The sequence below is a fragment of the Caproicibacter sp. genome (assembly GCF_046707225.1).
In the GTDB taxonomy this organism is placed as follows: Bacteria; Bacillota; Clostridia; order Oscillospirales; family Acutalibacteraceae; genus Caproicibacter.
Genome location: NZ_JBJKOP010000023.1, coordinates 1 through 25,258, shown reverse-complemented (window position 1 = coordinate 25,258; position 25,258 = coordinate 1). Strand labels below are relative to the sequence as shown.

Below are 25,258 nucleotides of genomic sequence, written 5' to 3'. Positions count from 1 at the left end.
ATGGCAAAAGAAAAGCAGCTCAGTCTGTGCGTCATTACGAAAAACGATGAGGCGTTTCTTCCCGACTGTCTGAACAACATGCAGGAAACCGCCGACGAAATTCTTGTGGCCGACCTCGGCTCCGCCGACCGAACGGTCGAGCTGGCGGAACGGGCGGGAGCAAAAGTATATCGGCCTGTGTGGGAAGATGATTTCAGTAAAATCAAGAATTTCTGCATGGAGCACGCAGCCGGAAAATGGGTGCTGTTCCTACAGGCAGACGAGGAAATTTCTGAGGATGGCCGTAAAGAACTGAAGTTTCTTCTGAAAAGCCCCAACGCGGAAGGCTATCTCTTTTCTATTGGCTGCGACCCGAAAGAACGCAATATCACTACCCACACACAGTTTCTCCGGCTGATTCGGAACCGGGATGAATATCGCTTTTGCTGCCGCTCCTTTGAATGGATCCCGGATGAAGTCCTTTTCTCCATCTGTGATTCCCGTCTTTGCATTGCGCACCGCGGAGAAAAAGCAGTCGGATGGCAGTTGGAGGAACGGAAACGCCTGCTGGAAAAAGACCTGGAAGAACACCCGCAGGACAGCTACGTGAGGTATCTGCAAGGGATCGAATTTCTGAATCGTGAAAATTGCCGGGAAAGCGCCGCCTCTTTGGAACAGGCTCGCCAAACGATCGGTTGCGGGCGTTTTTACGGCCCGCAGCTGTACAAGTGTCTGGGGGTTTCCCTGTTGTCCCTCGGGCGGTATGAAGAAGCCGAGGAGGTCCTTGGCGAAGGTCTGCGGCTTTTTTTCTTTTACAGCGATCTGCTGGTTCTGCGCGCGGAACTGTACCGCCGGCTTGGACGGAACCGGGAAGCACTGGAGGATTTAAAAATCTGTCTCGCTCTCAGGAAAGAACCGGATGCCCGCGTACCCGGGTCGGAAATCGGCGCTTCCATCATTCGGGAAATGATAGAAAAAATCAAAGTCTGCTAACGCGAAGCGTTAAAGTTGTCCTATCCCGTGTCACCGGGAAGAGATAACAGACATAAAATAAAGTAGCTTAATACGGATGCGCTGCTCCTGACGAATCAGGTGGCTGCAAGCCGCGTCAAATAATCTTGCTCATTGAAATCAGAGTCGGTCCTTCCGTATTAGGATTCATACGGAAAGGAGAAAATAGTATGGCAATCAAATTGTTTCAACTGGCATCCACATCCTCGTCCATTTCGGATACCAACTACTTTACGACGGTAACCGCGTCTACGCCAATCGCAGTAAACGCCTCGGCCACATGGTCGGCCGCAAGATGGTCCACTGGCAGCGGCGCAACTCTAACTGGATTTGCTACGCCGGGAGTTGACGGAAAATACCAGATGTTTATTAACGGCGTATTGCAGCAAAGTACCAACGTCACGGTCGTTACCGATTCAAGCGTCCACTTTGTGAACAACGGTACTGCTACCTATACAATCGCATCCGGTACGCCCATTACTCTCACCCTTGGAAAACTCGGCTCTACAGGGAGAGTGGCTGTGCCGTAACATCTGCCGCAGGACTAAAAAGCACCTGAATGATTCAACAAAAAGGGCCTTCCGGTTTTTCTCCGGAAGGCCCCACCAAATTATAATGATAAAGAAAATAGGATAACGTCTGTCTGAAAGCCAGAATTTGCAAAAAATTTCTGATAGGAATTGCGGGACGTACCCTCGTTTCGTACCCCTATGATGTCGGCAGAAACATCATGGCGGCCAATACTTACGCTTACACCGACCCGGAGGAAGCTTTGGGAACCGCCACGGCAACGGTAAGTTATACGGTGATTCCGGCTGGAAGGACCTTGCAAATTTTTCAAATAGACAAGAAGATATACTCAGATAAGATGACACCTTCTTAAAACTCGACAAAAAATTGAGTCAAATTTCGGCACAATTACTCTTGAAGGTTATACGTCCGGATTGTATTATTATCTGTAGAATTTTTTAGATGAATATTAAGCTGTTCTAGCTGTTCCCATAAAAGCATAAAAATCAGTCCTCAGCCCAGAACATACCAATGATAATGGTTACTTTATGGTTGTAATGGTTTGCAGCTCCGCATGGTGGCTGCATTGGAAAATGTCAATCTTTCTGTGGACAGAAAGAGTATTGTAATGGAGAAGTGCGACGTTTTCCTACATTTTCCTACATGAAGATATCGATAACAGCAATCAAATAGTAGCTTACAATTCCAGACCAACAATCTGAAATATGTAAAACTTCAGGGGAATTTTAGACTCTTCTGGAGTTTTTTATTATGGGGTTTTGAATATGTACCGAAATCACAATGATCATTTACATGATTACAATAAAATTGATGGAATTCTTGCGATTGTATTTTATATATTAGATATTATAAATATCTATTTTTGGGTTGTAAACAATTTGGGTAAATCTATAAGAGATAACATTGCCAATAACCTTTATCCTTATATGATAACCGTTGGATTCGCGGATTTTCAAGCAGATAAATTAGCATGTCTAATTTCAGTTTTCCCCTCTAATATCATCCCATTTATTGCCCTATTTGTAATAGTGAAATTTCGTAAGCAAAAATTTTCATCATTAGGTTTGAGGAAAAACAAAAACCTACAAGCTTGCTTGACAGGTATCATCTTAGGAATAATGCTGGCATTCCTTATTTATTTAATTTATTATATGACAGGTAATATTACTGCTTTCTATAATCTCTATAAATTTAAGTTTTCTGTAGTTGATCTGATTAACAACCTAGTTTTTACCGGACTAAAAGAGGAATTATCTTACCGAGCGTTTATCCAATCTAGAATTTTAGAGATAATTCACAGTAAATATATTGCGATTCCCGTTGTAGGCTTAATGTTTTGGATTTCTCATTTTTTTAATGACTTTGTTCATGGACCTTTTGAAATATATTCTTTTATAGCACAAGCTGTTTTCATTTTAGCATTTCATATTCTGTCATTAATTATCTATAAAAGAAGCGACAATATCCTCACTTCTGCTTTTTTCCATGGTATTTATGATTATCTAACTAGTTTTATATATTCTTAAGGCAGGAAAAAATATGATTACAAGTTGCCCTGATTTCCATGGCGTTTTTACTCTGTTTATACGTTTTTCCATTTGGAGAACAAACGCGGCGGGAACATCACGGCGGCCAATACTTACGCTTACACCGACCCGGAGGAAGCTTTGGGAACCGCCACGGGGAACGGTGAGCTATGCTTACGGCAATTCCGACTGGAAGGACCTGCTGACGAATTACAACGGCGAAGAACACGATATTACCTACGATGCCATTGAAAATCCGCTCTTTTATCGGAAAGGAACCAATGGCCAGCAAACGCAGTTTACCTGGGAAGGCCGCCAGCTAAAAACTGCCGTTGCAAACGGCAAAAACGTGAGTTATCCAATGAGCTTCCGTTTTTTCTATTGCGACGCCGTTTTAAGGGCAAAAGTTGTACAACATTTTTACAACATTTCAGGCCGTTTTAGCCGGTTTCATGCTAATGATGGGCAAAAAGAGTCCGCACCTGATTGCCGAAAAACGGCTATCTGATGCGGAAATTTGGTGAACCATCGGGGATTCGAACCCCGGACACCTTGATTAAAAGTCAAGTGCTCTACCAACTGAGCTAATGATTCATATTTTGGGCCGCCCTTCGCGCAAAGCCCGCCGGGGCGGACCCGTGGCTGGGCTGGCAGGATTTGAACCTACGAAATGACGGAGTCAAAGTCCGTTGCCTTACCCCTTGGCTACAGCCCAATCTATCAAGTACGGCGCCTTGCCCACAACCGTATGATCTAAAAAAATGGGGTGGAAGATGGGATTCGAACCCACGGTCTCCAGTGCCACAAACTGGCGCTTTAACCAGCTAAGCTACATCCACCATGTCAAAAAGTGGCGCGCCAAAAGGGATTCGAACCCCTGGCCTACTGCTTAGAAGGCAGTTGCTCTATCCAACTGAGCTATTGGCGCAAAAAAAATATGGAGCGAGTGATGGGAATCGAACCCACGCGACCAGCTTGGAAGGCTGGAGTTCTGCCACTGAACTACACTCGCGTTTCAGCGACGGCTCTTATTATAGCACCGTTCAGCAGCAGTTGTCAATAACAATTTTGAATTTTCTCCGGCCTTTTATCTTACTTTTCGTCCCCTTATTGCAGAACCTGCAGCTTGATTCCCTCCGCGTCGTCCGCGGTCACCGCAATTCCTGCAACAGACCCGTCGCTGTTTTCCACCAAGAGAGAAGCAATTTGATCCTCCACTTTGCGGCGAATCAAATTTCGCAGATCCCTCGCGCCGCTTTTTCCGCCGATCGCATGCTGCGCAAGCCATCCGGTCGCCTTTTCGTCATAGGCAAAACGAATTCCACGATCTTTGAGCGTGGCAACATATTCTTCAAGCATTAAGTGCGCAATTTTTTCAAAATCGTCTTCCTTCAGCTGCCGGAATACAATGATTTCGTCTACGCGGCTGATAAACTCCGGCCTAAGAAAGTCGGAAAGTGCCTTCAGAGCCCGCTCACGGCTCACATCCGCGTCGCTGCGGGCAAACCCAAGGGTTCCCTCTTTTTTCTCGCTGCCCGCGTTTGAGGTCATTACAAGCACCGTGTTCTCAAAATTGACATTTCTGCCGTGCGCATCCGTAATACGCCCCTCGTCAAGAATCTGCAGAAGAATATTCATCACATCCGGATGCGCCTTTTCAATTTCATCGAACAGAATGACTGAATATGGGCGGCGGCGAACCTTTTCCGTTACCTGCCCGGCCTCGTCGTAGCCAACATACCCCGGAGGAGACCCGATGATGCGGGAAACCGAGTGCTTTTCCATAAACTCCGACATATCAAGCCGAATCAGCGTTTCCGGAGTGTCGAACAATTCCCTCGAAAGGACCTTGACCAATTCCGTCTTACCGACGCCCGTAGGGCCCACAAAGATGAACGAGGCAGGTCTGCGGCGCGGGCTGATCTGGACCCTGCTGCGGCGGATGGCCGCCGAAACGGCGGCTACCGCTTCCTGTTGACCGACGATTCTGCTGTTCAGAAGCGATTCTAGTCCGGCAAGTTTTTTGAGTTCATTTTCCTGAATTCGGCTGGCAGGGATCCCCGTCCACAATTCGATCACCCGGGCGATGTCCCTTTCCTCGACTTCGGAACCCAGCGCCGCCGGCGCAAGCTCTTTTTCCTTCAGTTCCAGCCGCGAAATATTCATTCGGATTTCGGCCAGCTTTTGATAATCCGGCTCCGCGCTGTCCGCCGTCAGTTCTTCTTCCTGCGCGTGCAAGGCCTCCAGCTGTTCCGCGTTCTTGTCGTACTGCTCCATGGAAGTGTTTCTCAGCGCGGCGCAGGAGCACGCTTCGTCCAAAAGATCAATCGCTTTATCCGGCAGAAAACGGTCGTTGATATACCGCTCCGACAGCGTGACGATTTTCCTGACGATCTGTTCCGGAACGCGCACGCGGTGAAAATTCTCATAGTAGGATTTAATGCCGTTGAGCACGTCGACCGTATCCTGAATGGACGGTTCCGCAATCGTGACCGGCTGGAAGCGCCGCTCCAGCGCGGCATCCTTTTCAATATACCGGCGGTATTCGCTGAAGGTTGTCGCGCCGATCACCTGAATTTCACCGCGGGAAAGGGCCGGTTTCAGAATGTTTGCGGCGTTCATGGAGCCTTCCGCATCGCCTGTACCAACCAGATTGTGGACCTCATCGATAAACAGGATGATATTTCCCTCTGTTTTAACTTCTTCCAAAAGGCCCTTGATTCTGCTTTCAAACTGCCCGCGGAACTGTGTTCCCGCAACCAGCGCCGTCAGGTCCAGCAAATGAATTTCTTTTTTGCGCAGTGCGGCGGGCACGTTTCCGCCGGCAATGCGCAGCGCCAGACCCTCCGCCACCGCCGTCTTGCCGACGCCGGGTTCGCCGATCAGACAGGGATTGTTCTTCGTTCTGCGGCTTAAAATCTGGATCACCCGGGCTATTTCCTTTTCGCGGCCGATGACCGCGTCGATTTGCTGCGACCTGGCCCGAGCGGTCAGATTCGTGCAGTACGCATCCAGATGTTTGCGCTTTGTTTTATGTTTTTCCTTGGGAGCCTTCTTTGCGGACTCCCCATTCTGCACATGCTCCTGACTGTTGCCGCCGGGAAAAATATTCTGAATAAACGGAAACGTCGCAGCACCCCCGGGCACAAAGCCGCTCAGAGCACTTTCGGAGCTGTTCTCGTTTTCACCGGAATCCACCTGGTTTTCTTCCAGCATATCGCTCAGTTCCGACTCCATCGCTTCCATCTGTTCATCGGTGATTCCCATCTGGTCAAGCAGATCGTTCACCGGCTTTATTCCAAGTTCCTTCGCACAAATCAGGCAAAGCCCGCGGCTCTCCCCGGCATCGGCCGACGGAGTAAGAAAAACAACCGCAGGTCTTTTATGGCATTTGGAACACATCATCATTTCAGCTCACTTCTTTTCTATTCATTATATGATACCATAAAAAAACGGATTTACAAGTTTTTAGCCGCGTCTCTTTTTATCCATTACTTCCTGAATGTCAATCCTGTACTTCGGATCGTTGGAATGTACAATGTCAAAATAGATCCGTGCATACCGAATAAACGCGTAAATCATGAAAGCCGCCGTAATAGACAGCAGCGTCACCGAGACATAAAGATTCTCAATTCCCCAAAATCCTTTCAGAATAACAATGGTTCCAAAAGAGATATAAAAAAGAACGGTGGCGATTTTTCCAAACCACATGGAGCCGCCCGGACGCTTTTTCTTTTTTCCAATCAGAAAGATTCCCGCGGAAACCATTAAGGCCTCTTTGATGACAAAGACCGCGAGAAACGGAATCAGAATCGGCTGCTTCACCGCGAGGCAGATTGCCACCGCGCCCTGTGTCAGTTTGTCGGAGAGAGGGTCCAGCATCTGCCCCAGCTCCGTCGTCTGATGATATTTGCGGGCGATCATTCCATCAAACATATCGGTCAGACCGGATAAAATCAAAACGGCGGCGGCTTTCAGAATCTGATCTCCCGCATAGTAAATGACAAACGGGATAATCAGCAGAATTCTGAGAATCGTCAGCGTATTGGGAATATTAAAGTTCTTGTTTCTGTTTTGCATCCCAGTTTACTCCATTCCAAAGATCTGCCTGTAATAATGTATCAACCGGATTTTTCTTCTTCGTAAACTGAAGAATTTGGGAATCTCCAATTTCCTTCCACACGGATTTTGCGCTCTGTCCCGACGGAACCGCCAGCTGCGTTAACGCGCAGATAACAAGAAGCACGGCCACACCTTTTACCAGACCAAAAACCCCGCCCAAAAGCGCGTTGACCTGACGCAGAACCGGCAGCCGAAACAAATGGTCGGCGGAGGAAGCAATCAGATGAACCAAAATCTCCAAGCCGATAAATAAAACCACCGCGGCGAGAATTCGGCTCAGCGTCTGGCTGAGATGAAGAGAAGGCACCGCTTTTGCAAGATACGGACCGGCAGCAACGGCAAAACGAGCCGACAGACGCGCGGAAAGGACGAGGGACGCGATAAAACCCGCCAGCTCGATGACGGTCCTGACAATTCCCCGGCGCAGGCCTGAAATGACAAAAATCAGCAGAACGCCGAGCAGCGCAAGATCATAAAATGTTCCCACTTTATGCCTCCATAATAGCAAAATAAATCCGCATACAAAAGCAATATATCACAAAACAGCCATTTGCACAAGCCGTTTACCGGACAGATACCATCCGGATCTCCGAAACTCCAAGCACATATGCGGACGTCTCGTCCTTCATCGCAACCGCCTTCGCGTCGTTCCCCGCGTCGCAGGTTCCGGCGGCTCCGACGGGCGATGTCGTGTAAAACGAAACTTTAGAGCCGCACAGCGCGGCGGCGGCGGAGCCATACAGCGATACGGAACGGATTGCCCCCTGAAGCTGCTGGGACAGTATTTTTTTTCCGGAGCGGTCCAGGACTGCAAACGTGGAATTCGAAGAGCCCGAATAGGAAGAAAAGCCCAGCGCCGTCATGCCTTCGGAGGAGCAGTAAGCCGTCAGCTGCATCGCTCCATAATCGTATTCCGTTTTCGCCTTGCTGTCCGCATTGATAACCACCGCGGCCTGGTCCCCAAATGCGGTGACCGAGCTGTCCCCATTCCACGAAACGTCAAAAATCATATTGCCGTCATAAACCGCGAGCGGCGGCTGCGCCTTCGCGCTGCTCAGGTCCAGCAGGTAAACGGCTGATTTCATCACCCCGTTCGTCACGTTGACGCCTGTTACCGCCGCCCTGGTTGCATCCGGATTCAGCGCGACCGCGGTCGGATAATAATCGGAAAACCAGTAATGGGACTGCTCGCGTCCGTCCGCCGTATAAGCGGTAAGTTCCCCGCAGTAGCCGTCCGCTTCCGTCAGCAGCGCATACTCGCCCTGCCGGGCAAGCGCTCCGGCTATAATATTTTGATCCACACTGATCTTTTTAACCGTACGATTCATGCTTTCCAGCTGACAGCCTCTGCCGCCGAGATTGTAAAGAAGCATTCTGTTCCCGCCCAGCCGGAGAACGGGGTCACTGAAGCTGTGCTGACGGGAAACAAGCTCCTTCGCGGTTGAATTCATCACCGTCAAAGAAGTGTCGCTTGCAAAATAGATGTTTTTATCGGCGGAAATAAAATTTTTCGGCAGGACGGACGTGCCCGCGATGGAGTGAGGATAACCGTCGCCCACGCCCATCCCGACAACGCGTGCCTGAATCCATTCCAGGACATTCGAAGGAGTAAGATTATCCCGGTTCATCCATCCAAGAGTTCCCGTAACACACAGAATCAGGATCAGAACAATCCTGTAAACCCAGCGCGGAACCGCATGCTCCCCGAAAACACGCGGTTCCTTTCTCTGCCGGTGGGGGCCCTGCCCGGCAGGATCAAATTCCGTCGTATCGAAACGACGCCCGTTTTCAGCCAATGAGCCTCACATCCCTTCCTCTGCCAATCCCATAATATCGCTGCTTTATGAGGGGTTCCTCCTGCATATCAGAGAATCCGGGGGATAGAAAACCCTGTTCAGATACAGTCCCTGCGGCGGAGCCGTCGGACCCGCCGCCCTGCGGTCGCATGCCGCCAAAATTCTCTCCATCGCTTCCGGTTCCAGTTTGCCTTCCGCGACGCGAAGCATTGTTCCGACCATGATACGCACCATATGGTAAAGAAATCCATCTGCTGAGACAAAAAAACTGACGGCGTCGCCTTGCCGTTTCCATTGTGCCTCGGTCACCGTGCGCGTCATATTGTCTCTCTCCCGCGCGTCGACCGCGCAAAAAGAGGTAAAATCATGAGAACCGACCAGACACGCCGCCGCCCGGTTCAGGCGGACAAGGTCCAGCGGAACCCAGTAGTGAAGCGCCCTGCCGGACAAAAATGGGTTTCTGACCCGCTTATTCCAGATGCAATATTCGTATTCCTTTCCAAGGCAGGAATACCGCGCGTGAAATTCATCCGACACCTCCCGGCAGGAAAGCACCGCGATGTCTTTGGGCAGAAAGTGATTCATTGCGCCGACCAGCCGTTCGCAGGGAATCGAATGTTCCGTATGAAAGCTGATGCAGAACTCGCGCGCATGCACAAACGAATCGGTTCGGCTGCAGCCCTTGATGTCCGGCTGCCCGCCCAGGATTCGTTCCAACGCCCGCTGGAAAACCTGCTGAACCGAAACGGCGTTCTGCTGGATCTGCCAGCCGTGGTAGTTTGCTCCGTCAAAGCAAATGGTAAGCAGAAGATTTCTCATAAGCTTCCTTCCTATCGCAGCGCGGCAGGGAACCGCAAGGCGCAGTACAGAACCGCCGCGCAGAACAGGGCGGAGCATACGGCCGCGGCGGCGTCCAGCCCGGACATGTGAAGCTGCTTCATCTTGGTGCGTCCCTCCCCGCCGTGGTAACAGCGGCACTCCATCGCCATCGCGAGGTCGTAGGCCCTGCGAAAGGAAGAAACGAACAGCGGAATCAGAATCGGAATCAGCGATTTGATCCGCTGCATGAATCCGCCGCTTTCCAGGTCCGCTCCCCTGGCTTTCTGCGCGTTCATAATCTTGTCGGTTTCCTCCAGCAGCGTCGGCACAAACCGCAGCGCAATCGTCATCATCATGGCGATTTCGTGCACCTTGACATGCAAAACCTTAAGCGGCTTCATCAGCCGCTCCAGCGCGTCGGTCAGCTGGGTCGGGGAGGTGGTGAACGTCAGCACCGAGCTGAACAAAATCAGGCTGAAAATCCGCACGGCGACAAAGATCGCGTTGCTGATCCCACCGTCCGTAATGCGCATAAAGCGCCAGCTCCACACGGTGTTTCCCCCGCCGTAAAACAGGTTCAGAACAAAGGTGAACGCCACGATGAAGATGACGGCCTTCAGGCTTTTCAAGTACTGGCTCAGCGGGACTCCCGAAAGCAGAAGGACCAGAAGCATCATCGCCAGCATGAGGGCAAGGCCCTGAAAATTCGTTGCAATAAAGATAAACACAATGAAGGCAAAGGTCAGCAGAATTTTCATCCGCGGATCCAGCCGGTGAATCAGCGAGTTTCCGGGAAAATACTGTCCCAGAGTAATATCCCTAACCACGGGCGGCGCCCCCTTTCTTCAGCAGCGGCAGCAGCTGCTCGACCGCCTGATCGACGGTCAGGGAAGCTTCGACCGGATAGCCGTGCTCCTGCAAAGTCAGAAGGATCTTGGTGACTTCCGGCACGCGCAGGCCCAGCGACTCCAGCTCCCTGCCCCGTGCAAAAATCTTTTCGGTCCGGTCCAGCATGACGGCCTTCCCGCCGCTCATCACCAGCACGCGGTCCGCCACACGGGCAATATCTTCCATGCTGTGAGACACCAGAATCACCGTGTTATTCCGTTCGCGGTGGTACGCGCTGATCTGCGTCAACAGCATGTCCCTTCCGCGCGGGTCCAGCCCGGCCGTAGGCTCGTCAAGGATCAGAACATCGGGGTCCATCGCGATTACCCCCGCAATCGCCGCACGCCGCTTCTCTCCGCCGGAAAGCTCAAACGGGCTTTTTTCCAGCAGCTCGTCCGACAGGCCGACAAACCGCGCCGCTTCTCTGGCGCGCTCCGCCGCCTCGGCCGGCGGCAGGCCCATGTTCTGCGGGCCGAAGCAGATGTCTTTCAGGACGGTTTCCTCAAAAAGCTGATGCTCGGGATACTGAAAAACCATTCCGACCTGAAAGCGGACGGAACGGATCTTTTTCGGTTCGGCCCAGATGTCTTTCCCGTTTAAAAGCACCCGGCCGGAGGTCGGCCTTAAAAGCCCGTTGAACTGCTGAATCAGTGTGGATTTGCCGGAGCCGGTATGTCCGATCAGACCGAGAAACTCCCCCTGTTCAATCGAGATGCTGATGTGATCGACGGCGGTTTTACAGAACGGAGTCCCCTCGCCGTAAAGAAAAGTAAGTTCATTCGTTTCTATGACAGGCATTTGCTTCTCCTATCTCTCTGTCCGGTTCATCTGAGGTTCCAGGGCCGCGACGCATTCCTCAATGTTTAACACGCCGTCCGGCAGCGGAATTCCCGCGGCCTTCAGGCGGTAAATCAGCTCCGTGGACTGGGGAACGTCAAGCTGATGCGCTTTGAGCAGTTCCACCTGGGAAAAAACCTCCCTCGGGGTTCCCTGCGTCAGAATTCTGCCGTCGTCCATCACAATCACGCGGTCCGCGCCCACCGCTTCATCCATATAGTGGGTAATCAGCACGATGGTAATTCCCTTTTCCCGGTTCAGCCTGTGAATTGTTTCCAACACCTCGTCCCGGCCGCGCGGGTCCAGCATGGCGGTCGGCTCGTCCAGCACGATACAGTCCGGCTGCATGGCGATAATCCCCGCGATGGCGATGCGTTGCTTCTGCCCGCCGGAAAGCTTGTACGGCGCGTGCAGCCGGTAATCGTACATTTCGACCGCTTTGAGCGCTTCGTCCACCCGCTCGCGGATTTCCGGCGGCGCAACGCCCAGGTTTTCCGGGCCGAAAGCCACGTCTTCCTCCACGATGCTGGCAACAAGCTGGTTGTCCGGATTCTGCAGAACCAGCCCGACACGCCGGCGGATTTCTATCTTCAGGTCTTCATCGAGCGTGTCGAGACCGTCCACGTAGACTTTTCCTCCGCTTGGCAGCAGCATGGCGTTGAACTGCTTCGCCATGGTGGACTTTCCGGAGCCGTTGTGCCCCAGCAAGGCGACAAACTCGCCCTTCCGGATTCCAAGTGACACGCCGTGAAGGACTTCGACCGTTTCTTCTTCTTCCTGAGCCTCATAGGAAAACGTAACGTTTTCCGCATTCATGTAATCCTTCATGTATCCTGTTCCGTCCTTTAATGATCCCATCATCACCCGCGCCCGGAAATCCGGCCCAGTTTTTCCCTGTATTCCTCTTTCGTAATCAGCCCTCCGTCGTACAGACTTTTCCACTGCTCCGCGCTGCGCGCGGCACCATCCGGCGGAAAGGAAGCCGCGGGCCGGACCCTTTCTGATTCCGCAACCCGCCGGAGACGGGAAGAACCGGAAAGGCTTCTCTGTTCCGGGAACCGCCCCGCGGACCCGGCGAGTTTGTCACCCGACCTATTTCCAAATCTTTTAAACAGCCAATAGGCTCCATAAGCGATTACGGCGATTACAAGCAGGGAAACCAGACCGACCGATAAGTTGGAATTCCCCGAATCCTGAACCAGCTTAACCGCTGCGGCCAGCAGGACCAAAACTGCGCCGGCTCCGCTTTTCCCTTTCTTTTTTTTCACTTGAGTCACCCTTCTTCGCTTTATTCCGCCTGCCAGACCGCTGTTCCGCCGCATGGCAGAACCAGCCCGCTCTGCGTGACGGGAAGACCGATTTCGCCGGAGGAGAGTTTTCCTCCGAATCGCTTTGCAACCAGGACTCCAAGCAGATATTCCATCACCGCCGGGGACAGCCCCGCCGTATAGGAATTAACCAGAAAGAACAGCGGATCCCGGGAAAGCAGAGGAACGCATTCGCTGATGAGCGTGTAAATCTGTTCTTCCAGCTTCCAGACCTCCCCGCCCGGCCCGCGGCCGTAGGAAGGCGGGTCCATAATAATGCAGTCGTACTTGTTTCCCCGCCGCTGCTCCCGGAGGACAAATTTCCGGCAGTCGTCCACGAGCCACCTCACGGGCCGGTTTGAAAGGCCGGATTCGGCCGCGTTCTCTCTGGCCCAGGCAACCATGCCTTTCGAAGCGTCGACATGGCAGACCTCCGCGCCGGCCTTCAGGCAGGCCAGTGTCGCCGCGCCCGTGTAGCCGAACAGGTTCAGCACCCGCACAGAGCGGTTCGCTTTTTGAATCAGCCCCATGGCAAGGTCCCAGTTAACCGCCTGTTCCGGAAAAATCCCGGTGTGCTTAAAGCCCATCGTTTTTAAGCGAAACTTCAGGTCCCCGTACCGCACGCTCCAGACGGGCGGAACTCTGCCCAGCTCCTGCCAGCTGCCGCCGCCGGTGGAGGACCGCCGGTAACGGGCGTCGGCCTTTTCCCACAAAGGATTCTTTTTCGGCGTATCCCACAGAATCTGCGGGTCGGGCCGGATCAGAATCACTTTTCCCCAACGCTCCAGCCGTTCCCCGGCGGATGTGTCGATCAGTTCGTAGTCCTTCCAGTTTGAAACTCTCAATCCGCTTTCCTTGCCTTCCTTGCGATTCCGATTTCGTTACGCGAGCCGGTCGCGGAGAACGTCCGCGACGGCATTCGCGACCTGCGCGATTTCCGTTTCGTCTTCCCCTTCGACCATCACGCGCAGCAGCGGCTCCGTGCCGGACGGGCGAACCACGACGCGGCCCCGAGTTCCCAATTGCTTTTTCGCGCTCTCGACCGCTTTCTTAACCTGCGGATCGGTATAGAAACGCAGCTTTCCGTCCGGTTTCACATCCACGTTGACCAGCACCTGAGGATACCGCGTCATCAGTGTCGCAAGGCTGGAAAGCTTCGCTTCCCTTCGTTTCAGAATGCTGAGAAGCTGTGCCGCCGTCAGCTGGCCGTCTCCCGTGGTTGCAAAATCGTGAAAGATGATATGCCCGCTCTGTTCGCCGCCGAAATTGTAGCCCTCCAGCAGCATTTCTTCCAGCACATAGCGGTCGCCGACCTTTGTCGATTCAAACTTGATGCCGTCATCCTCGCAGAACCGATTAAAGCCCATGTTCGTCATAATGGTTCCGACAACGGTGTCCTTTTCGAGCTTTCCACGCGACTTTAAATCGGCCGCGCAGATCGCCATGAGGAAATCCCCGTCCACCAGACGCCCGTTTTCATCCACGGCAAGGCAGCGGTCCGCGTCCCCGTCGAACGCAACGCCCGCGTCCATGTGGTTTTCACCGACAAAGCGCATCAAATTTTCCATATGCGTAGAGCCGCACGCGTCGTTGACGTTAATCCCGTTCGGATGATCCGAAAGCATGTGGCATTCGGCCCCAAGCTCGGAAAACAGCAGCTCCGCCGTGCGGCTGGCGGAACCGTTTGCGCAGTCGACGGCAATTTTCATACCGGTCAGCGCGAACGGAACGGTGCTTTTGATATGGTCCACATAGTCGCGCACGGTATTCGGGGCTTCCGACACACTGCCCACCGCGCCGCCGACCGGGCACGCCGGTTCCTGCGCGTGGTCCAGCACGATCGCCTCGATCTGTTCCTCCAGCGCATCGGGCAGCTTGTAGCCGTCGCCGCTGAAAATTTTGATTCCGTTGAATTCGCACGGGTTATGGGAGGCCGTCAGCATTACGCCGGCGTCCGCCTTGTATTTTCCGACCAGAAACGCCACCGCCGGGGTTGGAACAACGCCCAGGTGCACAACGTTTGCGCCCACGCTGCACAGGCCCGCCGTGATGGCCGCCTCCAGCATATCGGACGACAGGCGCGTGTCCTTCCCGATCAATATTTTCGGGTGGCGGTGGGAGCTGTCCGTCAGCACCGTGGCGGCGGCTCTTCCGATGTTCATGGCAAGCTCGCAGGTCAGTTCGCTGTTCGCGACCCCGCGCACGCCATCCGTTCCAAATAATCTTCCCATAAGTACCACTACACTCCTACCTAATTATTTTGGGACATGCCAAACGTATTTTCCAAAACGCCCGGAAGCACCTCATAAATCACTTTATGTATACGGGCTTCAAACAGATCTTTCATCTTAAAATATTCTTTCCATTTCCTCATGGTTTTGGGCCCCACACCGTTCCGTACGGCGACATCCACCAGCCGTTTTTCAATCAGACAAAATCCGGAGGCGTCCCCCAGCGCGTCGCAAAGCTGAATCAGCCTGTCATAATCATCATATCGCGCACTGGCGAGATACTCCTTGAGAAAGGCGTATTCCTCTTTGGAAACGTCCCATTTGCCCTGCCCTTCGTCGAGATCGCCATTGGGAAAGGAATGCGTCAGACAGATTTGAGCGGCCTTTTCATAGCCGAGTGAAGCCAGGTAGCGGTAGCCGTCCAGAACATGCCGCATCCCGTGCGGGCCTTCGCGTCGGCCGATGTCGTGCAGCAACCCCATTACAAAGGCTGATTCCGCATCCATACTGGGGCAGCATACCGCGATGTTTTTCGCCGCGAGCGCGACGTTGCGGGAATGCCGCACCCAGGGGCCGGGATTAAGCCGCTCCGCTTCTGTAAGCATCCGCTCCGCCGTGTCCCTGTCCGGAATACCTCTTTCCATAAGGATACCTCCTAAAACAACTTCTGCTGACCGGAATCACCGTTTCCGGAAAATTCAAGTCCCAAATGCTCGTAGGCCGCGGCGGTCGCGCAGCGTCCGCGCGGCGTGCGGTTCAAAAAGCCGATCTGCATCAGGTACGGTTCATAGATATCTTCAATCGTGACGGCTTCTTCCCCGATGGCCGCCGCGAGGGTTTCCAGCCCCACCGGGCCGCCCTTGTAAAACTGGATCAGCGCCCGGAGCATTCGCCGGTCGTTCGCATCCAGGCCGATTGAATCGATTTCCAGCCGGTCCAGCCCGATCCGGGCGGATTCCCGCGTAATGGTTCCCCCCGTAATCACCTGAGCGAAATCGCGCACCCGCTTTAACAGCCGGTTCGCGATGCGGGGTGTCCCGCGTGACCGCGAGGCAATTTCCAAAGCGCCGTCCGCCTCGATCGGGATTTCCAGAATTCTGGCGCTCCGGGTGACAATCCGCGCAAGCTCCTGCGCCGTGTAAAGCTCCAGCCGAAGAACAACGCCGAACCGGTCGCGCAGCGGGGCGCTGAGCTGCCCGGCGCGGGTCGTCGCGCCGACCAGCGTGAATTTCGGCAGCGGAAGATGATAGGACGCCGCCATCTGTCCCTTTCCCGTAATAATATCCAGCGCGAAATCCTCCATCGCCGGATAAAGAATCTCCTCCACGCTGCGGGAGAGCCGGTGGACTTCGTCGATGAACAGAACGTCCCCCGGATTCAGGTTCGTCAGGATCGCGGCGAGATCCCCCGGTTTTTCTATCGCGGGGCCGGACGTAATTCGCAGATTGACTCCGAGTTCATTCGCCACAATTCCGGCCAGCGTCGTTTTTCCAAGGCCGGGCGGACCGTAAAGGAGAACATGGTCAAGGCTCTCCTTTCTCTGTTTCGCGGCTTCAATAAACACAGAGAGATTTTCCTTTACCTTTTCCTGCCCGATATATTCCCCCAGCGTCCTTGGGCGCAGGGGATTTTCGACCTCCGCGTCCTCCGGCTCGTAGTCCGGTGCGACGACCCGGTTTTCAAAATCGTATTCGTTTCCGTTATTCTGCTCGTAATCCGTCTGTTCCATTCTTCAGTCCCTCCATCGGCCTCCCCGTCAGCCGCCCTGCTTTCCGGTGTCGATCGTGCGCAGCGAAAGCCGGATCAGCTCCTCCACCGGCAGGGCGCTGTCGAACTGCGCGACCAGACCGGCCGCGTCCGACGGCGAGTACCCTAGCACGGAAAGCGCCTCCACCGCCGCAGAGGCATGGGAGGAAGCCGATACAACGCCCGCTGCCGGCGCCGCCGTGCTTGCGGGCGACCCGAGGTCGCGAACACGGTCCCTGAGCTCCAGGCAGATGCGCTGCGCCAGCTTCGGCCCGACGCCGCTCGCGCGGGTCAGCGTTTTGCTGTCGCCTGTGGCAACAGCCGCCGCGACCTGCTCCGGCGTCAGCTGCGACAGAATGGCGAGGCCGACCTTCGGCCCCACGCCGGAGACACCGGTCAGCATTTTAAAACAGCTCAGCTCCGTCTGGGTTGAAAAGCCAAACAGGTCAAGCGCGTCCTCCCGCACATTCAGCACGGTGAACAGCTTCGCCTGTTCGCCGATCTGCGGCAGAGTCCGCTGTGTATTCATCGAAGTAAAGCATTTAAACCCCACGCCTCCGCATTCAATGACGGCGAGTCCCGGCTCCGTATGGCACAGGGTTCCTTTCACACTGTAAATCATGGTTCCTCCGTTATCCTCGGTTCCCGCTCCGAAGCCGGAGCCTTTCCGAAAGCATCGCCCGTTTCATCGCCGACCCGGCCGCCTGACCGTGGCAGACCGCCATTGCGAGCGCGTCCGCGGTATCGTCCGGTTTCGGCACCTCTTTCAGGCACAGAAGGCGACGGGTCATTTCCATCACCTGCGGTTTTTTCGCCTGCCCGTACCCGGTGACCGCCAGTTTGACCTGAAGCGGGGTATATTCAAAGACGCACGCACCGGACTGCTGTGCCGCGAGCAGGATTACTCCCCTCGCTTCCGCAACGCCGATCGCCGTTTTCTGATTGTTCTGAAAATATAGCTTTTCTATTGATACGGCGTCCGGCTTCCATTTTGCCATCACGGCGCGCAGGCCGTTATAAATTGCTTCCAGCCTCAGACAGAAATCTTCGCCGGCACGGGTTTCAATGGAGCCGTGCTCCAGCGGAATAAATTTTCCGCCCTGCGACCGAATCAGGCCGTAGCCCACAATCGCGTAGCCGGGGTCGATTCCCAGAATAATCATCGCGCCGCTCCTTCCCGGAAAATATTCGTTTTATTATATCACAAATGCGGTGCCTAGGGAATACCGCGGGCGAATTTGAGCCCGATGTACTTCTTTCCTTTTAAAAACGTCCTTTTGCGCGTATAATAGATGAAAAAGGACGGTGCGCGCCATGCTGGAAAAAATCGACTTGAAAAAAAGTATTACGAAAGAAGAATTCAAATCCGCTTCCAAAAAGCTGCGGGAACAGCTCTCCGTTCTTCAGCAGCAGGTGCTGAAACAGAAACTGCCCGTCATCATTCTCTTTGAAGGATGGGGAGCTTCCGGAAAAGGCGAACTGATTTCCGACCTGATCCTCAGCCTTGATCCGCGCTGGTGCAAGGTTCACTCCGTCACGCGTCCGACGGAATTGGAACGGCGCAAGCCCGTGCTGTGGCGGTACTGGAATTTCGTACCAAAAGCCGGAGATTTTTCCATTTTGGACCGCAGCTGGTACCTGGACGTTACCACCGCGCGGCTGGAAGAAGACGTGAGCGCCAAGGAACTGACCCGCCGCCTGAACAGCATCAATACGTTTGAGCGCGAGCTGACCGACGCGGGCTACCTCATCATAAAATTCTTCGTTCACATCAGCAAAAAAGAGCAGAAAGAGCGCTTTGAAAAGCTGGCGAAAGACCGCAATACTCAGTGGCGCGTGACGGAGCAGGACTGGAAACGGAATCGGCAGTATGAAAAATACTGCGAATCGTTTGAGGAAGCAATCGGCTACACAAACACTACGGCGGCGCCGTGGCACCTGCTTTCCGGAACCGACCGGAGGGCCGCCGCGCTGGATGTGTTTCAAGCGGTCATCGCACGGGTCACGGAAGCTTTGAATCAGGAGCGTCAGGACCTGCTGCCGGCACAGGAGCCCGTTCAGCCCGGAGCCTACCCGTTTCTGCCGATGCCGAAGCTGTCCGAAGTTCCGCTTAACCGGACCCTGGACCGGGACGAGTACCAGAAAAGGCTGGAAAAGGAACAGAAGCAGCTGCGGGAGCTGCACAGCGAGCTGTACCTGAAAAAGATTCCCGTCATTCTCGCGTTCGAGGGCTGGGACGCCGCCGGCAAGGGCGGCACCATCCGCCGCGTCGCCAAAGCGCTGGACCCGCGCGGCTATCAGGTAGTCCCAATCGCCTCGCCGACCCCGGACGAAAAAGCCCGCCAGTACCTGTGGCGTTTCTGGAAAAACCTGCCCCGCGACGGGCATATCGCCATCTTTGACCGAACATGGTACGGCCGTGTTCTGGTGGAGCGCGTGGAAGGCTTCTGCACGGAAGCAGAGTGGCGCCGCGCCTACCGCGAAATCAACGAATTTGAGCGGGAGCTTGCGGACTGGGGCGCCGTAATTCTGAAATTCTGGCTGCAGATTGACAAGGAAGAGCAACTCCGCCGCTTTCAGGCCCGGCAGAACAATCCGGAAAAGAGCTGGAAAATCACCGACGAGGACTGGCGCAACCGAAGCAAATGGGATCAATATGAAGCCTGTGTGAACGACATGCTGAAATACACTTCCACCCGGTACGCGCCGTGGCATATCATCGAATCGCAGGACAAAAAATTCGGGCGGATTCAAACTCTTGAACTGATTACCGACGCGATTCTTGACAAATGCGGAGAAAAGCATCCCCACGGAAAAAAAGAGGATTGATTTTCCTGCGAAAAAAACGTATGATCAAGGAAGTATCAGGAGGTGTTTCGAAATGATTGGAATCATCGGCGCAATGGACGTTGAGGTACAGGATCTGATTGGCCTGATGCCGGAACGGGTTTCGGAAACCGTCAGCGGAATCATTTACCACAGGGGGACCATTGAGGGAATTGAATGCGTGGTCTCCCGCTGCGGGATTGGAAAGGTCGCCGCCGCGGTCTGTGCTCAAACCATGATTCTGCGTTACCGTCCGGCGGCGCTGCTGAACGTCGGGGTAGCTGGCGGAACCGGCGCGGGGGTAAAAATCGGCGACATTGTCATTTCCAGTTCACTGGTTCAGCACGATATGGATACGAGCGCTCTCGGAGATGAAAAAGGATTTTTAAGCGGGCCGAATATCATTCATATCCCCGCTTCCCGCCGTCTGGCGGACCAGGCTGTCGCCGCCTCGAAATCCGTGTATCAACCGGAAAAAATACATACGGGAGTTATCGCCACGGGCGATCAGTTCATCGGCGATTCCGAACGGCTCGGCCGCATCGCGGATGAATTTGGCGCCTCCGCCTGTGAAATGGAGGGCGGAAGCATCGCGCAGGTCTGTTACCTGAACGGAACCGAATTTTTGGTCATCAGGGCGATTTCGGATAACGCGAACGAACAGGCCGCGGTCGATTTCACGGAATTCGCCGGCCGCTCCGCGCGCGAGCTGACCGAGCTGATCAAAAACCTTCTTCCCCGAATTTAAGGGGGAACTGCAAAATGGAATTGATCGACGTTACCAGAGAGCTGTTTTCCTCGCAGCCCTATCCGGGCGACCCGGTGCCGCGCCGGGATATCGTCCGCCGCATGGACCTTGGGGACGCCTGCAACCTTTCCGGATTTTACGCCTGCTGCCACAGCGCAACCCATCTGGACGCGCCGCTTCATTTCATCCCGGACGGAGATTCCGTTGATCAAATGGATCTTTCCCTCTTCATCGGTCCCTGCACGGTCATTGCCGCCGAGGGAATTCTGACCGGCGCGGACATCGACCGTCTCGCGCCGCCGCAGGGCGGCAGACTGCTGCTGAAAGGCGGCGGAGAGGCATATTTAACGCAAAGCGCGGCGTTCGCGCTCGCGCAGTCCGGCATTGTTCTGGTCGGAACGGACGCACAGAGCATCGGCGCGCCGAACGACGAAGAAGCCCCCCACAAAGAGCTGCTGGGCGCCGGCATCCCGATTCTGGAAGGGCTGAATCTTTCCCTTGCGGAACCGGGCGGCTACCGGCTCATCGCGTTCCCGCTTCTGATGTCCGGGGCGGAGGCTTCCCCCGTGCGCGCCGTTCTGATCCGAGACTGAGGTTTACCGGTAAAACCGGTAAACCGCGACGACCTTGCCCAGAATCAGCGCGTCCCGGGAATAGATCGGTTCAAACGCCGGGTTTTCCGGCTGCAGCCGGACGCGGTCCTTTTCGCGGAACAGGCGTTTGACCGTCGCTTCGTCCCCGATCAGCGCAACGACGATTTCCCCGTCGAGCGCCGAGCCGGTTTTCTGCGCGACAACGATGTCGCCGTTTAAAATTCCGGCGTTCTTCATGCTTTCCCCCTTGACGTTCAGCGCGAAGTATTCCTCGTCTCCCACACGCCTCGCGGGCGAAAACGGAAGATATCCCTCGATTTCCTCCACTGCAAGAATCGGGTTGCCCGCCGCCACCTGCCCCAGAATCGGAACCTGAATCGTGGTCTGCTCCCCGGCCAAATGAATGGCGCGGTTCAGGCCGCGGTCGCGCGTGATCAGCCCCTTTTCCTCCAGCGCCCTTAAATGCGCGTGAACACTGGAAGTGGATTTCAGCCCTGTGGCGCGGCAGATTTCCCGAACGGTCGGCGGCAGTCCGTTTTCCATTCTGCCTTTTAAGTAATCGTAAACTTTTTGTTGGCTTTTTGTCAGCATCCCGAATCACCTTCCCTGATTGATAGCAATATTATACCATAACAGCCGGCAAATGAAAACAAATGTTTGCAATAAATCCGGGTGAAAAGCCCTTCCCAAAAAGCAGCAAAAATCAGAGGGCAGCCGGTTTCGGCTGCCCTCTGAGCATTTATTCCACGGTGATGACTGATACGGGACAGCCTTCCTGCGCCTCGACCGCTTTCTCCTGTGCATCTTTCGGAACGTCTTCCTGATAAACCTCGGCTACTCCGTCGTCCCCCATACGGAAAACTTCAGGGCAGGTCTGCGGGCAAAGCCCGCAGGAGATACAACCGCTTCTGTCCAGACTGGCTTTCATAACAAACTCCTCTTTTTAATTTAATTTTTTGTGATATAAAACCTGACTTTAAAATCTACCGAGGGAATACGACGACAAGAAGCATCTTAAAACGGCTCTCCGAAGCAACGGCATGCGGAATCCCCGCGGGCATTACGATGGTTTTCCCCGAATCAAGATGTATTTTCTTCTCTCCGATCGTAATCAACGCCGTCCCCTCCAGAATCATGACCATTGCATCCCCGCCGGAGCTGTGTGAGCTGATCTCTTCATTCCGGTCAAACGCGAACAGCGTAATACTCACCGCCTGATTCTGCGCAAGGGTCCGGCTGACAACCTGACCGTCCTGATACTCAACAAGTTTGGTCAAATCCAGTTCTTTTTCAAAATCTATATTCTTTAAATAGTGGCTGTTCATGTTTCTTCCTCCGTTACAACACCATTATCCCCAACTCGCCGAAATCAATGCGTTCCAATCCAAATACGAAACCGCCGCGCCGCGCTGGCCGCAGACAGCTTCGGTGAGTTCTTTTGGAAAAAATTCATAAGGTATTCATAACTCATTCACAACTTTTTTGTGCATGGACGATATAATAAAAGCGTAATCAGGGAGTTGGAGCCGCACCGCTCTTTGATTCATGTTCTACCCTCCTCAATATACCCCTCAAGCTAATGAAATCGGACCCGGTCGGAAACGACCGGGTCCCTTTCCTTTCAAAAATAATCCTCAAAAAAAATATTGCCTCTGCCCGCCTTTTCCGTATAGCGAACCGTTTATGTGGTCAAAATACTTGCGGAGGTGGCAGAATGAATTTACACATACAAAAAAATGGCAGAAAAGGATCTTCAAAAGGTTTTTATATTGCGCTTGGGGTCTGCCTGATTGCCGTTGGAGTGGCAGCCTGGACGACTTATGACAGCGTGGTGAACTACGCGGCGCCTGATGACAAATCGCAGAGCGAAACCGTTCAGAGTACGGCACCCGCCAACAATACGGTCAGCGGGGTGTACGCGGAACCGGAATCCTCTTCCCGGACCGAAGCGTTGTCTTCCAAGGCCCCGTCCAGTTCCGAGGCCGTTGCATCCAAGCCCGATTCCAAGCCGGAATCAAAACCGGAAGCGCCTGTTTCAAAGCCGGAGCGGACAGCTGCAGCCGAGGTGACGCACTACTCCTATCCCGTTGGAAAAACGGTCGTTCAAAAATTCAGTACGGACCCGGTCTACTGCAAAACCACTCTTGACTGGCGCGCGCATACCGGAATCGACCTGAGCGCCAAGCAGGGTGAAACTGTCAAGGCAATTGCAAACGGGACGGTTACCAAAGCCTATCAGGATGACAAATACGGAAACACGGTCATTATCACGCACGGCAACGTTGAAGCCTGGTACTGCGGTCTGGACCAGATGAAAGTAAAAGCCGGAGACACCGTTGAATCCGGGCAGGAAATCGGAACGGTCGGCAAGGTTCCGATTGAGCAGGAGGAAGAGTCCCATCTGCACTTTGTCACCAAGGTGAACGGAGAATATGTCGATCCCCTTACCCTGCTGAAATAATAGCAAAGGGGCTGTTGCAAAACGAAAGTTTTGGGGCAGTTCCTTTTTCTGTTGAAAAGTCAGCGATTTCGATATTTTTGTTGAAAATTCTGCGAGATAAACGGTCAAACAGACACGGCAGTGCTAAGCTCCGCCTTTAAGCATCGCATAAAAATCGATCATTTTCTGTTTTTTCTGTAATCTACTCTTTTTGAAGACAAAACAAATGTGTTTTCAGTCTTCCCGCGTTGCATTTTGCCCACAGTTTGTTCAGGTTGTATCCAAGGCACAGCAGGTAAAGCTCTGTGGAAATGTTCGTCCGGCCACGGGTGAGAAAACGTTTAAACTTTCGGTCGTTTTTCAGTACGCCGAAAGCCCCTTCTACCTGAATAGAACGGTTGATCCGAAGCCGAATGCCGCGCTCGGTCAAGATATTTTGCAGGGATCGTTCACTGAGCCGGAGCAAATCCGTTTTAACCTGCAATTCTTTCGGTTTTCCGTCTTTTGCCTTGCAGCACGCCTCACGGCACGGGCAATCCGCACAGTTTTCACATCGGTAATATGCTGTCGTCAGAAAATGCCCTTGCCGATTGAGCTGCGTACTCTCACGGCGAAAGGCGAGCTTTCTGCCGGCTGCACAGAAGTAGCAGTCTTGCTGTTCGTCATATTGCATATTCTCCCGGCGGCCGATCTGCTGTTTAAACTTCCGGGTCTTCTGTGCCTCGCAGTTAATCGGCTTGATGAAGCTGGTCTGCCCGTTTCCTTCCAGATACAGGTAGTTGTCCAGACTTTCATAGCCCGCGTCCGCCACAATATCCCGGTAGCGTTCCCCATGCTGCTGTTCGAGTCTGCGCAAAAAGGGTCGCAGCGTCCCGCTGTCCGTCCGGTTCGAAAAAGCCGCGGCGCCTGTGATGTACTCGCTGTTCACGGCAATCTGCACATTGTAGCCGGGTTTGAGCTGCCCGTTGCGCATATGGTCCTCCTTCATATGCATAAAGGTGGCATCCGGATCTGTTTTGGCATAACTGTTACGACTGTTTCCCATTAAAAACAGCTTCTTCTCATAGCCCTCCCACTTTTCCAGCAATGTAAAAATCTTCTCATACGCCCGCTGCCGGGGCGGCTTGCGGCGACCGGCTCCATGTACAAAATGAATTCCGTTTTTCTCACAGGCCGCCTTTTCCGATTTTACCAATTCACGGAACTTTTTCAGGGTCACATTGCCGGAAATTCCACGGCTTTCAAATTCCTCACGCACGGCATCCTTCACTTTGGCCAAATATTTCTCCGTCGTCTTGCGCCAGACAAACGTGTAGCGGTTCGCCCGGCTCTCCAGCTTGGTGCCGTCGATGAACACCTCGTCGTGCTCCGTCTCGCCCATCTGTTCCAGTCGCCGGACAAATTGGTAAAACAAATCTTCCACTGCTTCTTTGGTACGTCCGGTGCGAAACCTCGCAAACGTGCTGTAGTCCGGCACCGGTTCTCCATTGAGCAGCCACATGAAGTCCACTCTTTTCCGGCAGGCTTCCTCCAGTTTGCGGGTCGAGTAAATACCGCACATATACCCGTACACCAATACCTCAAAGATGATCCGGGGTTCGGCTGCCGATTTTCTTCCCTGTGAAGAATAGGCGCGATACAGTTCCCTGTAATCCAGTTCCTCAAGCTGCGCGCTGGCAAGCCGTACCGGATCATCCTGCGGTATTGTTATTTCCATATCCATTGGGAGCGTCAACTGTTGATTTTTTCGCTCGAATTTGTTATGCTCTAAGAGCTTTTCATTTTGTGTCACAACTAAATTCTAAAGCAAAAAGCCGGAGCAGCCAATACCTTTTGGTATGGTTGTTCCGGCTTTTTT

General features: G+C 53.6%; 27 protein-coding genes and 5 tRNA genes. 8 read left to right on the top strand and 24 right to left on the bottom strand.

The window, feature by feature from the left end:
- From ACLQ3M_RS03685 to ACLQ3M_RS03670, 4 genes are all read left to right on the top strand, one after another.
- Positions 1-972, top strand: a complete 972-nt coding sequence (locus ACLQ3M_RS03685; protein WP_411676355.1) for a glycosyltransferase — start codon at positions 1-3, stop codon at positions 970-972.
- A gap of 188 nt (positions 973-1,160) precedes the next feature.
- A complete protein-coding gene (locus tag ACLQ3M_RS03680) occupies positions 1,161-1,520 on the top strand; it encodes a DUF4183 domain-containing protein (RefSeq protein WP_411676354.1) in 360 nt (119 codons plus the stop codon).
- Positions 1,521-2,285: 765 nt separating this feature from the next.
- On the top strand, positions 2,286-3,047 hold the full coding sequence (locus ACLQ3M_RS03675; protein ID WP_411676353.1) for a type II CAAX prenyl endopeptidase Rce1 family protein: 762 nt from the start codon (positions 2,286-2,288) through the stop codon (positions 3,045-3,047).
- Between the two features lie 13 nt (positions 3,048-3,060).
- Positions 3,061-3,555 carry a hypothetical protein gene (locus ACLQ3M_RS03670; RefSeq protein WP_411676352.1) on the top strand — a complete coding sequence of 165 codons (495 nt, stop codon included), beginning with the start codon at positions 3,061-3,063 and terminating at the stop codon, positions 3,553-3,555.
- Between the two features lie 10 nt (positions 3,556-3,565).
- Here ACLQ3M_RS03670 and ACLQ3M_RS03665 read toward each other — a convergent pair.
- From ACLQ3M_RS03665 to ruvC, 20 genes are all read right to left on the bottom strand, one after another.
- A tRNA-Lys gene (locus ACLQ3M_RS03665) sits at positions 3,566-3,641 on the bottom strand.
- Positions 3,642-3,686: 45 nt separating this feature from the next.
- Positions 3,687-3,762, bottom strand: a tRNA-Gln gene (locus tag ACLQ3M_RS03660).
- A 47-nt stretch (positions 3,763-3,809) separates the two neighbouring features.
- Positions 3,810-3,886 (bottom strand) — tRNA-His (locus ACLQ3M_RS03655).
- A 12-nt stretch (positions 3,887-3,898) separates the two neighbouring features.
- Positions 3,899-3,975, bottom strand: a tRNA-Arg gene (locus ACLQ3M_RS03650).
- Between the two features lie 10 nt (positions 3,976-3,985).
- Positions 3,986-4,059: transfer RNA gene (locus ACLQ3M_RS03645), tRNA-Gly, on the bottom strand.
- A 95-nt stretch (positions 4,060-4,154) separates the two neighbouring features.
- A complete protein-coding gene (locus ACLQ3M_RS03640; RefSeq protein ID WP_411676371.1) occupies positions 4,155-6,452 on the bottom strand; it encodes an AAA family ATPase in 2,298 nt (765 codons plus the stop codon).
- 63 nt (positions 6,453-6,515) lie between these two features.
- A complete protein-coding gene (locus ACLQ3M_RS03635) occupies positions 6,516-7,127 on the bottom strand; it encodes a CDP-alcohol phosphatidyltransferase family protein (protein WP_411676351.1) in 612 nt (203 codons plus the stop codon).
- Entirely contained in the window at positions 7,102-7,656 is a 555-nt protein-coding gene (locus ACLQ3M_RS03630; RefSeq protein WP_411676350.1) for a CvpA family protein, read from the bottom strand. Before ACLQ3M_RS03630 ends, ACLQ3M_RS03635 begins: the two co-directional genes overlap by 26 nt.
- 76 nt (positions 7,657-7,732) lie before the next feature.
- Complete coding sequence (locus tag ACLQ3M_RS03625) at positions 7,733-8,965, bottom strand: DUF5711 family protein (RefSeq protein ID WP_411676349.1); 1,233 nt, start codon at positions 8,963-8,965, stop codon at positions 7,733-7,735.
- Between the two features lie 45 nt (positions 8,966-9,010).
- The gene (gene truA, locus ACLQ3M_RS03620; RefSeq protein ID WP_411676348.1) at positions 9,011-9,784 is read right to left on the bottom strand and encodes a tRNA pseudouridine(38-40) synthase TruA; all 774 of its coding nucleotides are present in this window, start codon (positions 9,782-9,784) and stop codon (positions 9,011-9,013) included.
- A gap of 11 nt (positions 9,785-9,795) precedes the next feature.
- Positions 9,796-10,611 carry an energy-coupling factor transporter transmembrane component T family protein gene (locus tag ACLQ3M_RS03615; protein WP_411676347.1) on the bottom strand — a complete coding sequence of 272 codons (816 nt, stop codon included), beginning with the start codon at positions 10,609-10,611 and terminating at the stop codon, positions 9,796-9,798.
- On the bottom strand, positions 10,604-11,470 hold the full coding sequence (locus ACLQ3M_RS03610) for an energy-coupling factor transporter ATPase (protein WP_411676346.1): 867 nt from the start codon (positions 11,468-11,470) through the stop codon (positions 10,604-10,606). Before ACLQ3M_RS03610 ends, ACLQ3M_RS03615 begins: the two co-directional genes overlap by 8 nt.
- Positions 11,471-11,479: 9 nt before the next feature.
- Entirely contained in the window at positions 11,480-12,370 is an 891-nt protein-coding gene (locus ACLQ3M_RS03605) for an energy-coupling factor transporter ATPase (RefSeq protein ID WP_411676345.1), read from the bottom strand.
- Positions 12,370-12,777: a hypothetical protein gene (locus tag ACLQ3M_RS03600; RefSeq protein WP_411676344.1), complete on the bottom strand. Its 408-nt coding sequence runs from the start codon at positions 12,775-12,777 to the stop codon at positions 12,370-12,372. The genes ACLQ3M_RS03605 and ACLQ3M_RS03600 overlap by 1 nt, the downstream gene beginning before the upstream one ends.
- A gap of 20 nt (positions 12,778-12,797) precedes the next feature.
- Positions 12,798-13,661, bottom strand: coding sequence for a class I SAM-dependent methyltransferase (locus ACLQ3M_RS03595; protein ID WP_411676343.1), 864 nt, complete (start codon positions 13,659-13,661; stop codon positions 12,798-12,800).
- Positions 13,662-13,697: 36 nt separating this feature from the next.
- On the bottom strand, positions 13,698-15,047 hold the full coding sequence (gene glmM / locus ACLQ3M_RS03590) for a phosphoglucosamine mutase (protein ID WP_411676342.1): 1,350 nt from the start codon (positions 15,045-15,047) through the stop codon (positions 13,698-13,700).
- Positions 15,048-15,067: 20 nt separating this feature from the next.
- Positions 15,068-15,691, bottom strand: a complete 624-nt coding sequence (locus ACLQ3M_RS03585; protein WP_411676341.1) for an HD domain-containing protein — start codon at positions 15,689-15,691, stop codon at positions 15,068-15,070.
- A gap of 11 nt (positions 15,692-15,702) precedes the next feature.
- Positions 15,703-16,776 carry a Holliday junction branch migration DNA helicase RuvB gene (ruvB, locus tag ACLQ3M_RS03580; RefSeq protein ID WP_411676340.1) on the bottom strand — a complete coding sequence of 358 codons (1,074 nt, stop codon included), beginning with the start codon at positions 16,774-16,776 and terminating at the stop codon, positions 15,703-15,705.
- A gap of 27 nt (positions 16,777-16,803) precedes the next feature.
- Positions 16,804-17,415 (bottom strand): Holliday junction branch migration protein RuvA, encoded by a 612-nt coding sequence (gene ruvA / locus ACLQ3M_RS03575; RefSeq protein ID WP_411676339.1) that lies wholly within the window; start codon positions 17,413-17,415, stop codon positions 16,804-16,806.
- A 10-nt stretch (positions 17,416-17,425) separates the two neighbouring features.
- Positions 17,426-17,956, bottom strand: a complete 531-nt coding sequence (ruvC, locus tag ACLQ3M_RS03570) for a crossover junction endodeoxyribonuclease RuvC (RefSeq protein WP_411676338.1) — start codon at positions 17,954-17,956, stop codon at positions 17,426-17,428.
- 151 nt (positions 17,957-18,107) lie between these two features.
- Between ruvC and pap the strand changes: the two genes are divergently transcribed.
- Genes pap through ACLQ3M_RS03555 form a run of 3 tightly spaced genes read left to right on the top strand, consistent with a single transcriptional unit; the run spans position 18,108 to position 20,960 of the window.
- Complete coding sequence (pap, locus tag ACLQ3M_RS03565; RefSeq protein ID WP_411676337.1) at positions 18,108-19,622, top strand: polyphosphate:AMP phosphotransferase; 1,515 nt, start codon at positions 18,108-18,110, stop codon at positions 19,620-19,622.
- Between the two features lie 52 nt (positions 19,623-19,674).
- Positions 19,675-20,367 carry a 5'-methylthioadenosine/adenosylhomocysteine nucleosidase gene (locus ACLQ3M_RS03560; protein WP_411676336.1) on the top strand — a complete coding sequence of 231 codons (693 nt, stop codon included), beginning with the start codon at positions 19,675-19,677 and terminating at the stop codon, positions 20,365-20,367.
- Between the two features lie 14 nt (positions 20,368-20,381).
- On the top strand, positions 20,382-20,960 hold the full coding sequence (locus ACLQ3M_RS03555) for a cyclase family protein (protein WP_411676335.1): 579 nt from the start codon (positions 20,382-20,384) through the stop codon (positions 20,958-20,960).
- A gap of 3 nt (positions 20,961-20,963) precedes the next feature.
- On the opposite strand, the gene lexA is transcribed toward ACLQ3M_RS03555, so the two are convergent.
- The 3 genes from lexA to ACLQ3M_RS03540 all read right to left on the bottom strand — a co-directional run bounded on the left by lexA (position 20,964) and on the right by ACLQ3M_RS03540 (position 22,285).
- Positions 20,964-21,551: a transcriptional repressor LexA gene (gene lexA, locus ACLQ3M_RS03550; protein WP_411676334.1), complete on the bottom strand. Its 588-nt coding sequence runs from the start codon at positions 21,549-21,551 to the stop codon at positions 20,964-20,966.
- Positions 21,552-21,699: 148 nt separating this feature from the next.
- Positions 21,700-21,888 (bottom strand): ferredoxin, encoded by a 189-nt coding sequence (locus ACLQ3M_RS03545; RefSeq protein WP_066646463.1) that lies wholly within the window; start codon positions 21,886-21,888, stop codon positions 21,700-21,702.
- A gap of 55 nt (positions 21,889-21,943) precedes the next feature.
- A complete protein-coding gene (locus ACLQ3M_RS03540; protein WP_411676333.1) occupies positions 21,944-22,285 on the bottom strand; it encodes a cupin domain-containing protein in 342 nt (113 codons plus the stop codon).
- 389 nt (positions 22,286-22,674) lie between these two features.
- Here ACLQ3M_RS03540 and ACLQ3M_RS03535 point away from each other — a divergent pair, with 389 nt between their 5' ends.
- Positions 22,675-23,421 (top strand): peptidoglycan DD-metalloendopeptidase family protein, encoded by a 747-nt coding sequence (locus tag ACLQ3M_RS03535; protein WP_411676332.1) that lies wholly within the window; start codon positions 22,675-22,677, stop codon positions 23,419-23,421.
- Between the two features lie 181 nt (positions 23,422-23,602).
- Here ACLQ3M_RS03535 and ACLQ3M_RS03530 read toward each other — a convergent pair whose 3' ends face one another.
- The gene (locus ACLQ3M_RS03530; RefSeq protein WP_411676331.1) at positions 23,603-25,192 is read right to left on the bottom strand and encodes an IS1182 family transposase; all 1,590 of its coding nucleotides are present in this window, start codon (positions 25,190-25,192) and stop codon (positions 23,603-23,605) included.
- Positions 25,193-25,258: the final 66 nt, after the last annotated feature.

What these genes read in the sequence shown, in the direction of transcription:
- ACLQ3M_RS03685 (WP_411676355.1), top strand. Translation starts at nt 1, where the DNA reads ATGGCAAAAGAAAAGCAGCTCAGTCTGTGCGTCATTACGAAAAACGAT.
- ACLQ3M_RS03680 (WP_411676354.1), top strand. Translation starts at nt 1,161, where the DNA reads ATGGCAATCAAATTGTTTCAACTGGCATCCACATCCTCGTCCATTTCG.
- ACLQ3M_RS03675 (WP_411676353.1), top strand. Translation starts at nt 2,286, where the DNA reads ATGTACCGAAATCACAATGATCATTTACATGATTACAATAAAATTGAT.
- ACLQ3M_RS03670 (WP_411676352.1), top strand. Translation starts at nt 3,061, where the DNA reads ATGATTACAAGTTGCCCTGATTTCCATGGCGTTTTTACTCTGTTTATA.
- ACLQ3M_RS03640 (WP_411676371.1), bottom strand. Translation starts at nt 6,452, where the DNA reads ATGATGTGTTCCAAATGCCATAAAAGACCTGCGGTTGTTTTTCTTACT.
- ACLQ3M_RS03635 (WP_411676351.1), bottom strand. Translation starts at nt 7,127, where the DNA reads ATGCAAAACAGAAACAAGAACTTTAATATTCCCAATACGCTGACGATT.
- truA (WP_411676348.1), bottom strand. Translation starts at nt 9,784, where the DNA reads ATGAGAAATCTTCTGCTTACCATTTGCTTTGACGGAGCAAACTACCAC.
- ACLQ3M_RS03610 (WP_411676346.1), bottom strand. Translation starts at nt 11,470, where the DNA reads ATGCCTGTCATAGAAACGAATGAACTTACTTTTCTTTACGGCGAGGGG.
- ACLQ3M_RS03605 (WP_411676345.1), bottom strand. Translation starts at nt 12,370, where the DNA reads ATGATGGGATCATTAAAGGACGGAACAGGATACATGAAGGATTACATG.
- glmM (WP_411676342.1), bottom strand. Translation starts at nt 15,047, where the DNA reads ATGGGAAGATTATTTGGAACGGATGGCGTGCGCGGGGTCGCGAACAGC.
- ACLQ3M_RS03585 (WP_411676341.1), bottom strand. Translation starts at nt 15,691, where the DNA reads ATGGAAAGAGGTATTCCGGACAGGGACACGGCGGAGCGGATGCTTACA.
- ruvB (WP_411676340.1), bottom strand. Translation starts at nt 16,776, where the DNA reads ATGGAACAGACGGATTACGAGCAGAATAACGGAAACGAATACGATTTT.
- ruvA (WP_411676339.1), bottom strand. Translation starts at nt 17,415, where the DNA reads ATGATTTACAGTGTGAAAGGAACCCTGTGCCATACGGAGCCGGGACTC.
- ruvC (WP_411676338.1), bottom strand. Translation starts at nt 17,956, where the DNA reads ATGATTATTCTGGGAATCGACCCCGGCTACGCGATTGTGGGCTACGGC.
- pap (WP_411676337.1), top strand. Translation starts at nt 18,108, where the DNA reads ATGCTGGAAAAAATCGACTTGAAAAAAAGTATTACGAAAGAAGAATTC.
- ACLQ3M_RS03560 (WP_411676336.1), top strand. Translation starts at nt 19,675, where the DNA reads ATGATTGGAATCATCGGCGCAATGGACGTTGAGGTACAGGATCTGATT.
- ACLQ3M_RS03555 (WP_411676335.1), top strand. Translation starts at nt 20,382, where the DNA reads ATGGAATTGATCGACGTTACCAGAGAGCTGTTTTCCTCGCAGCCCTAT.
- lexA (WP_411676334.1), bottom strand. Translation starts at nt 21,551, where the DNA reads ATGCTGACAAAAAGCCAACAAAAAGTTTACGATTACTTAAAAGGCAGA.
- ACLQ3M_RS03545 (WP_066646463.1), bottom strand. Translation starts at nt 21,888, where the DNA reads ATGAAAGCCAGTCTGGACAGAAGCGGTTGTATCTCCTGCGGGCTTTGC.
- ACLQ3M_RS03540 (WP_411676333.1), bottom strand. Translation starts at nt 22,285, where the DNA reads ATGAACAGCCACTATTTAAAGAATATAGATTTTGAAAAAGAACTGGAT.
- ACLQ3M_RS03535 (WP_411676332.1), top strand. Translation starts at nt 22,675, where the DNA reads ATGAATTTACACATACAAAAAAATGGCAGAAAAGGATCTTCAAAAGGT.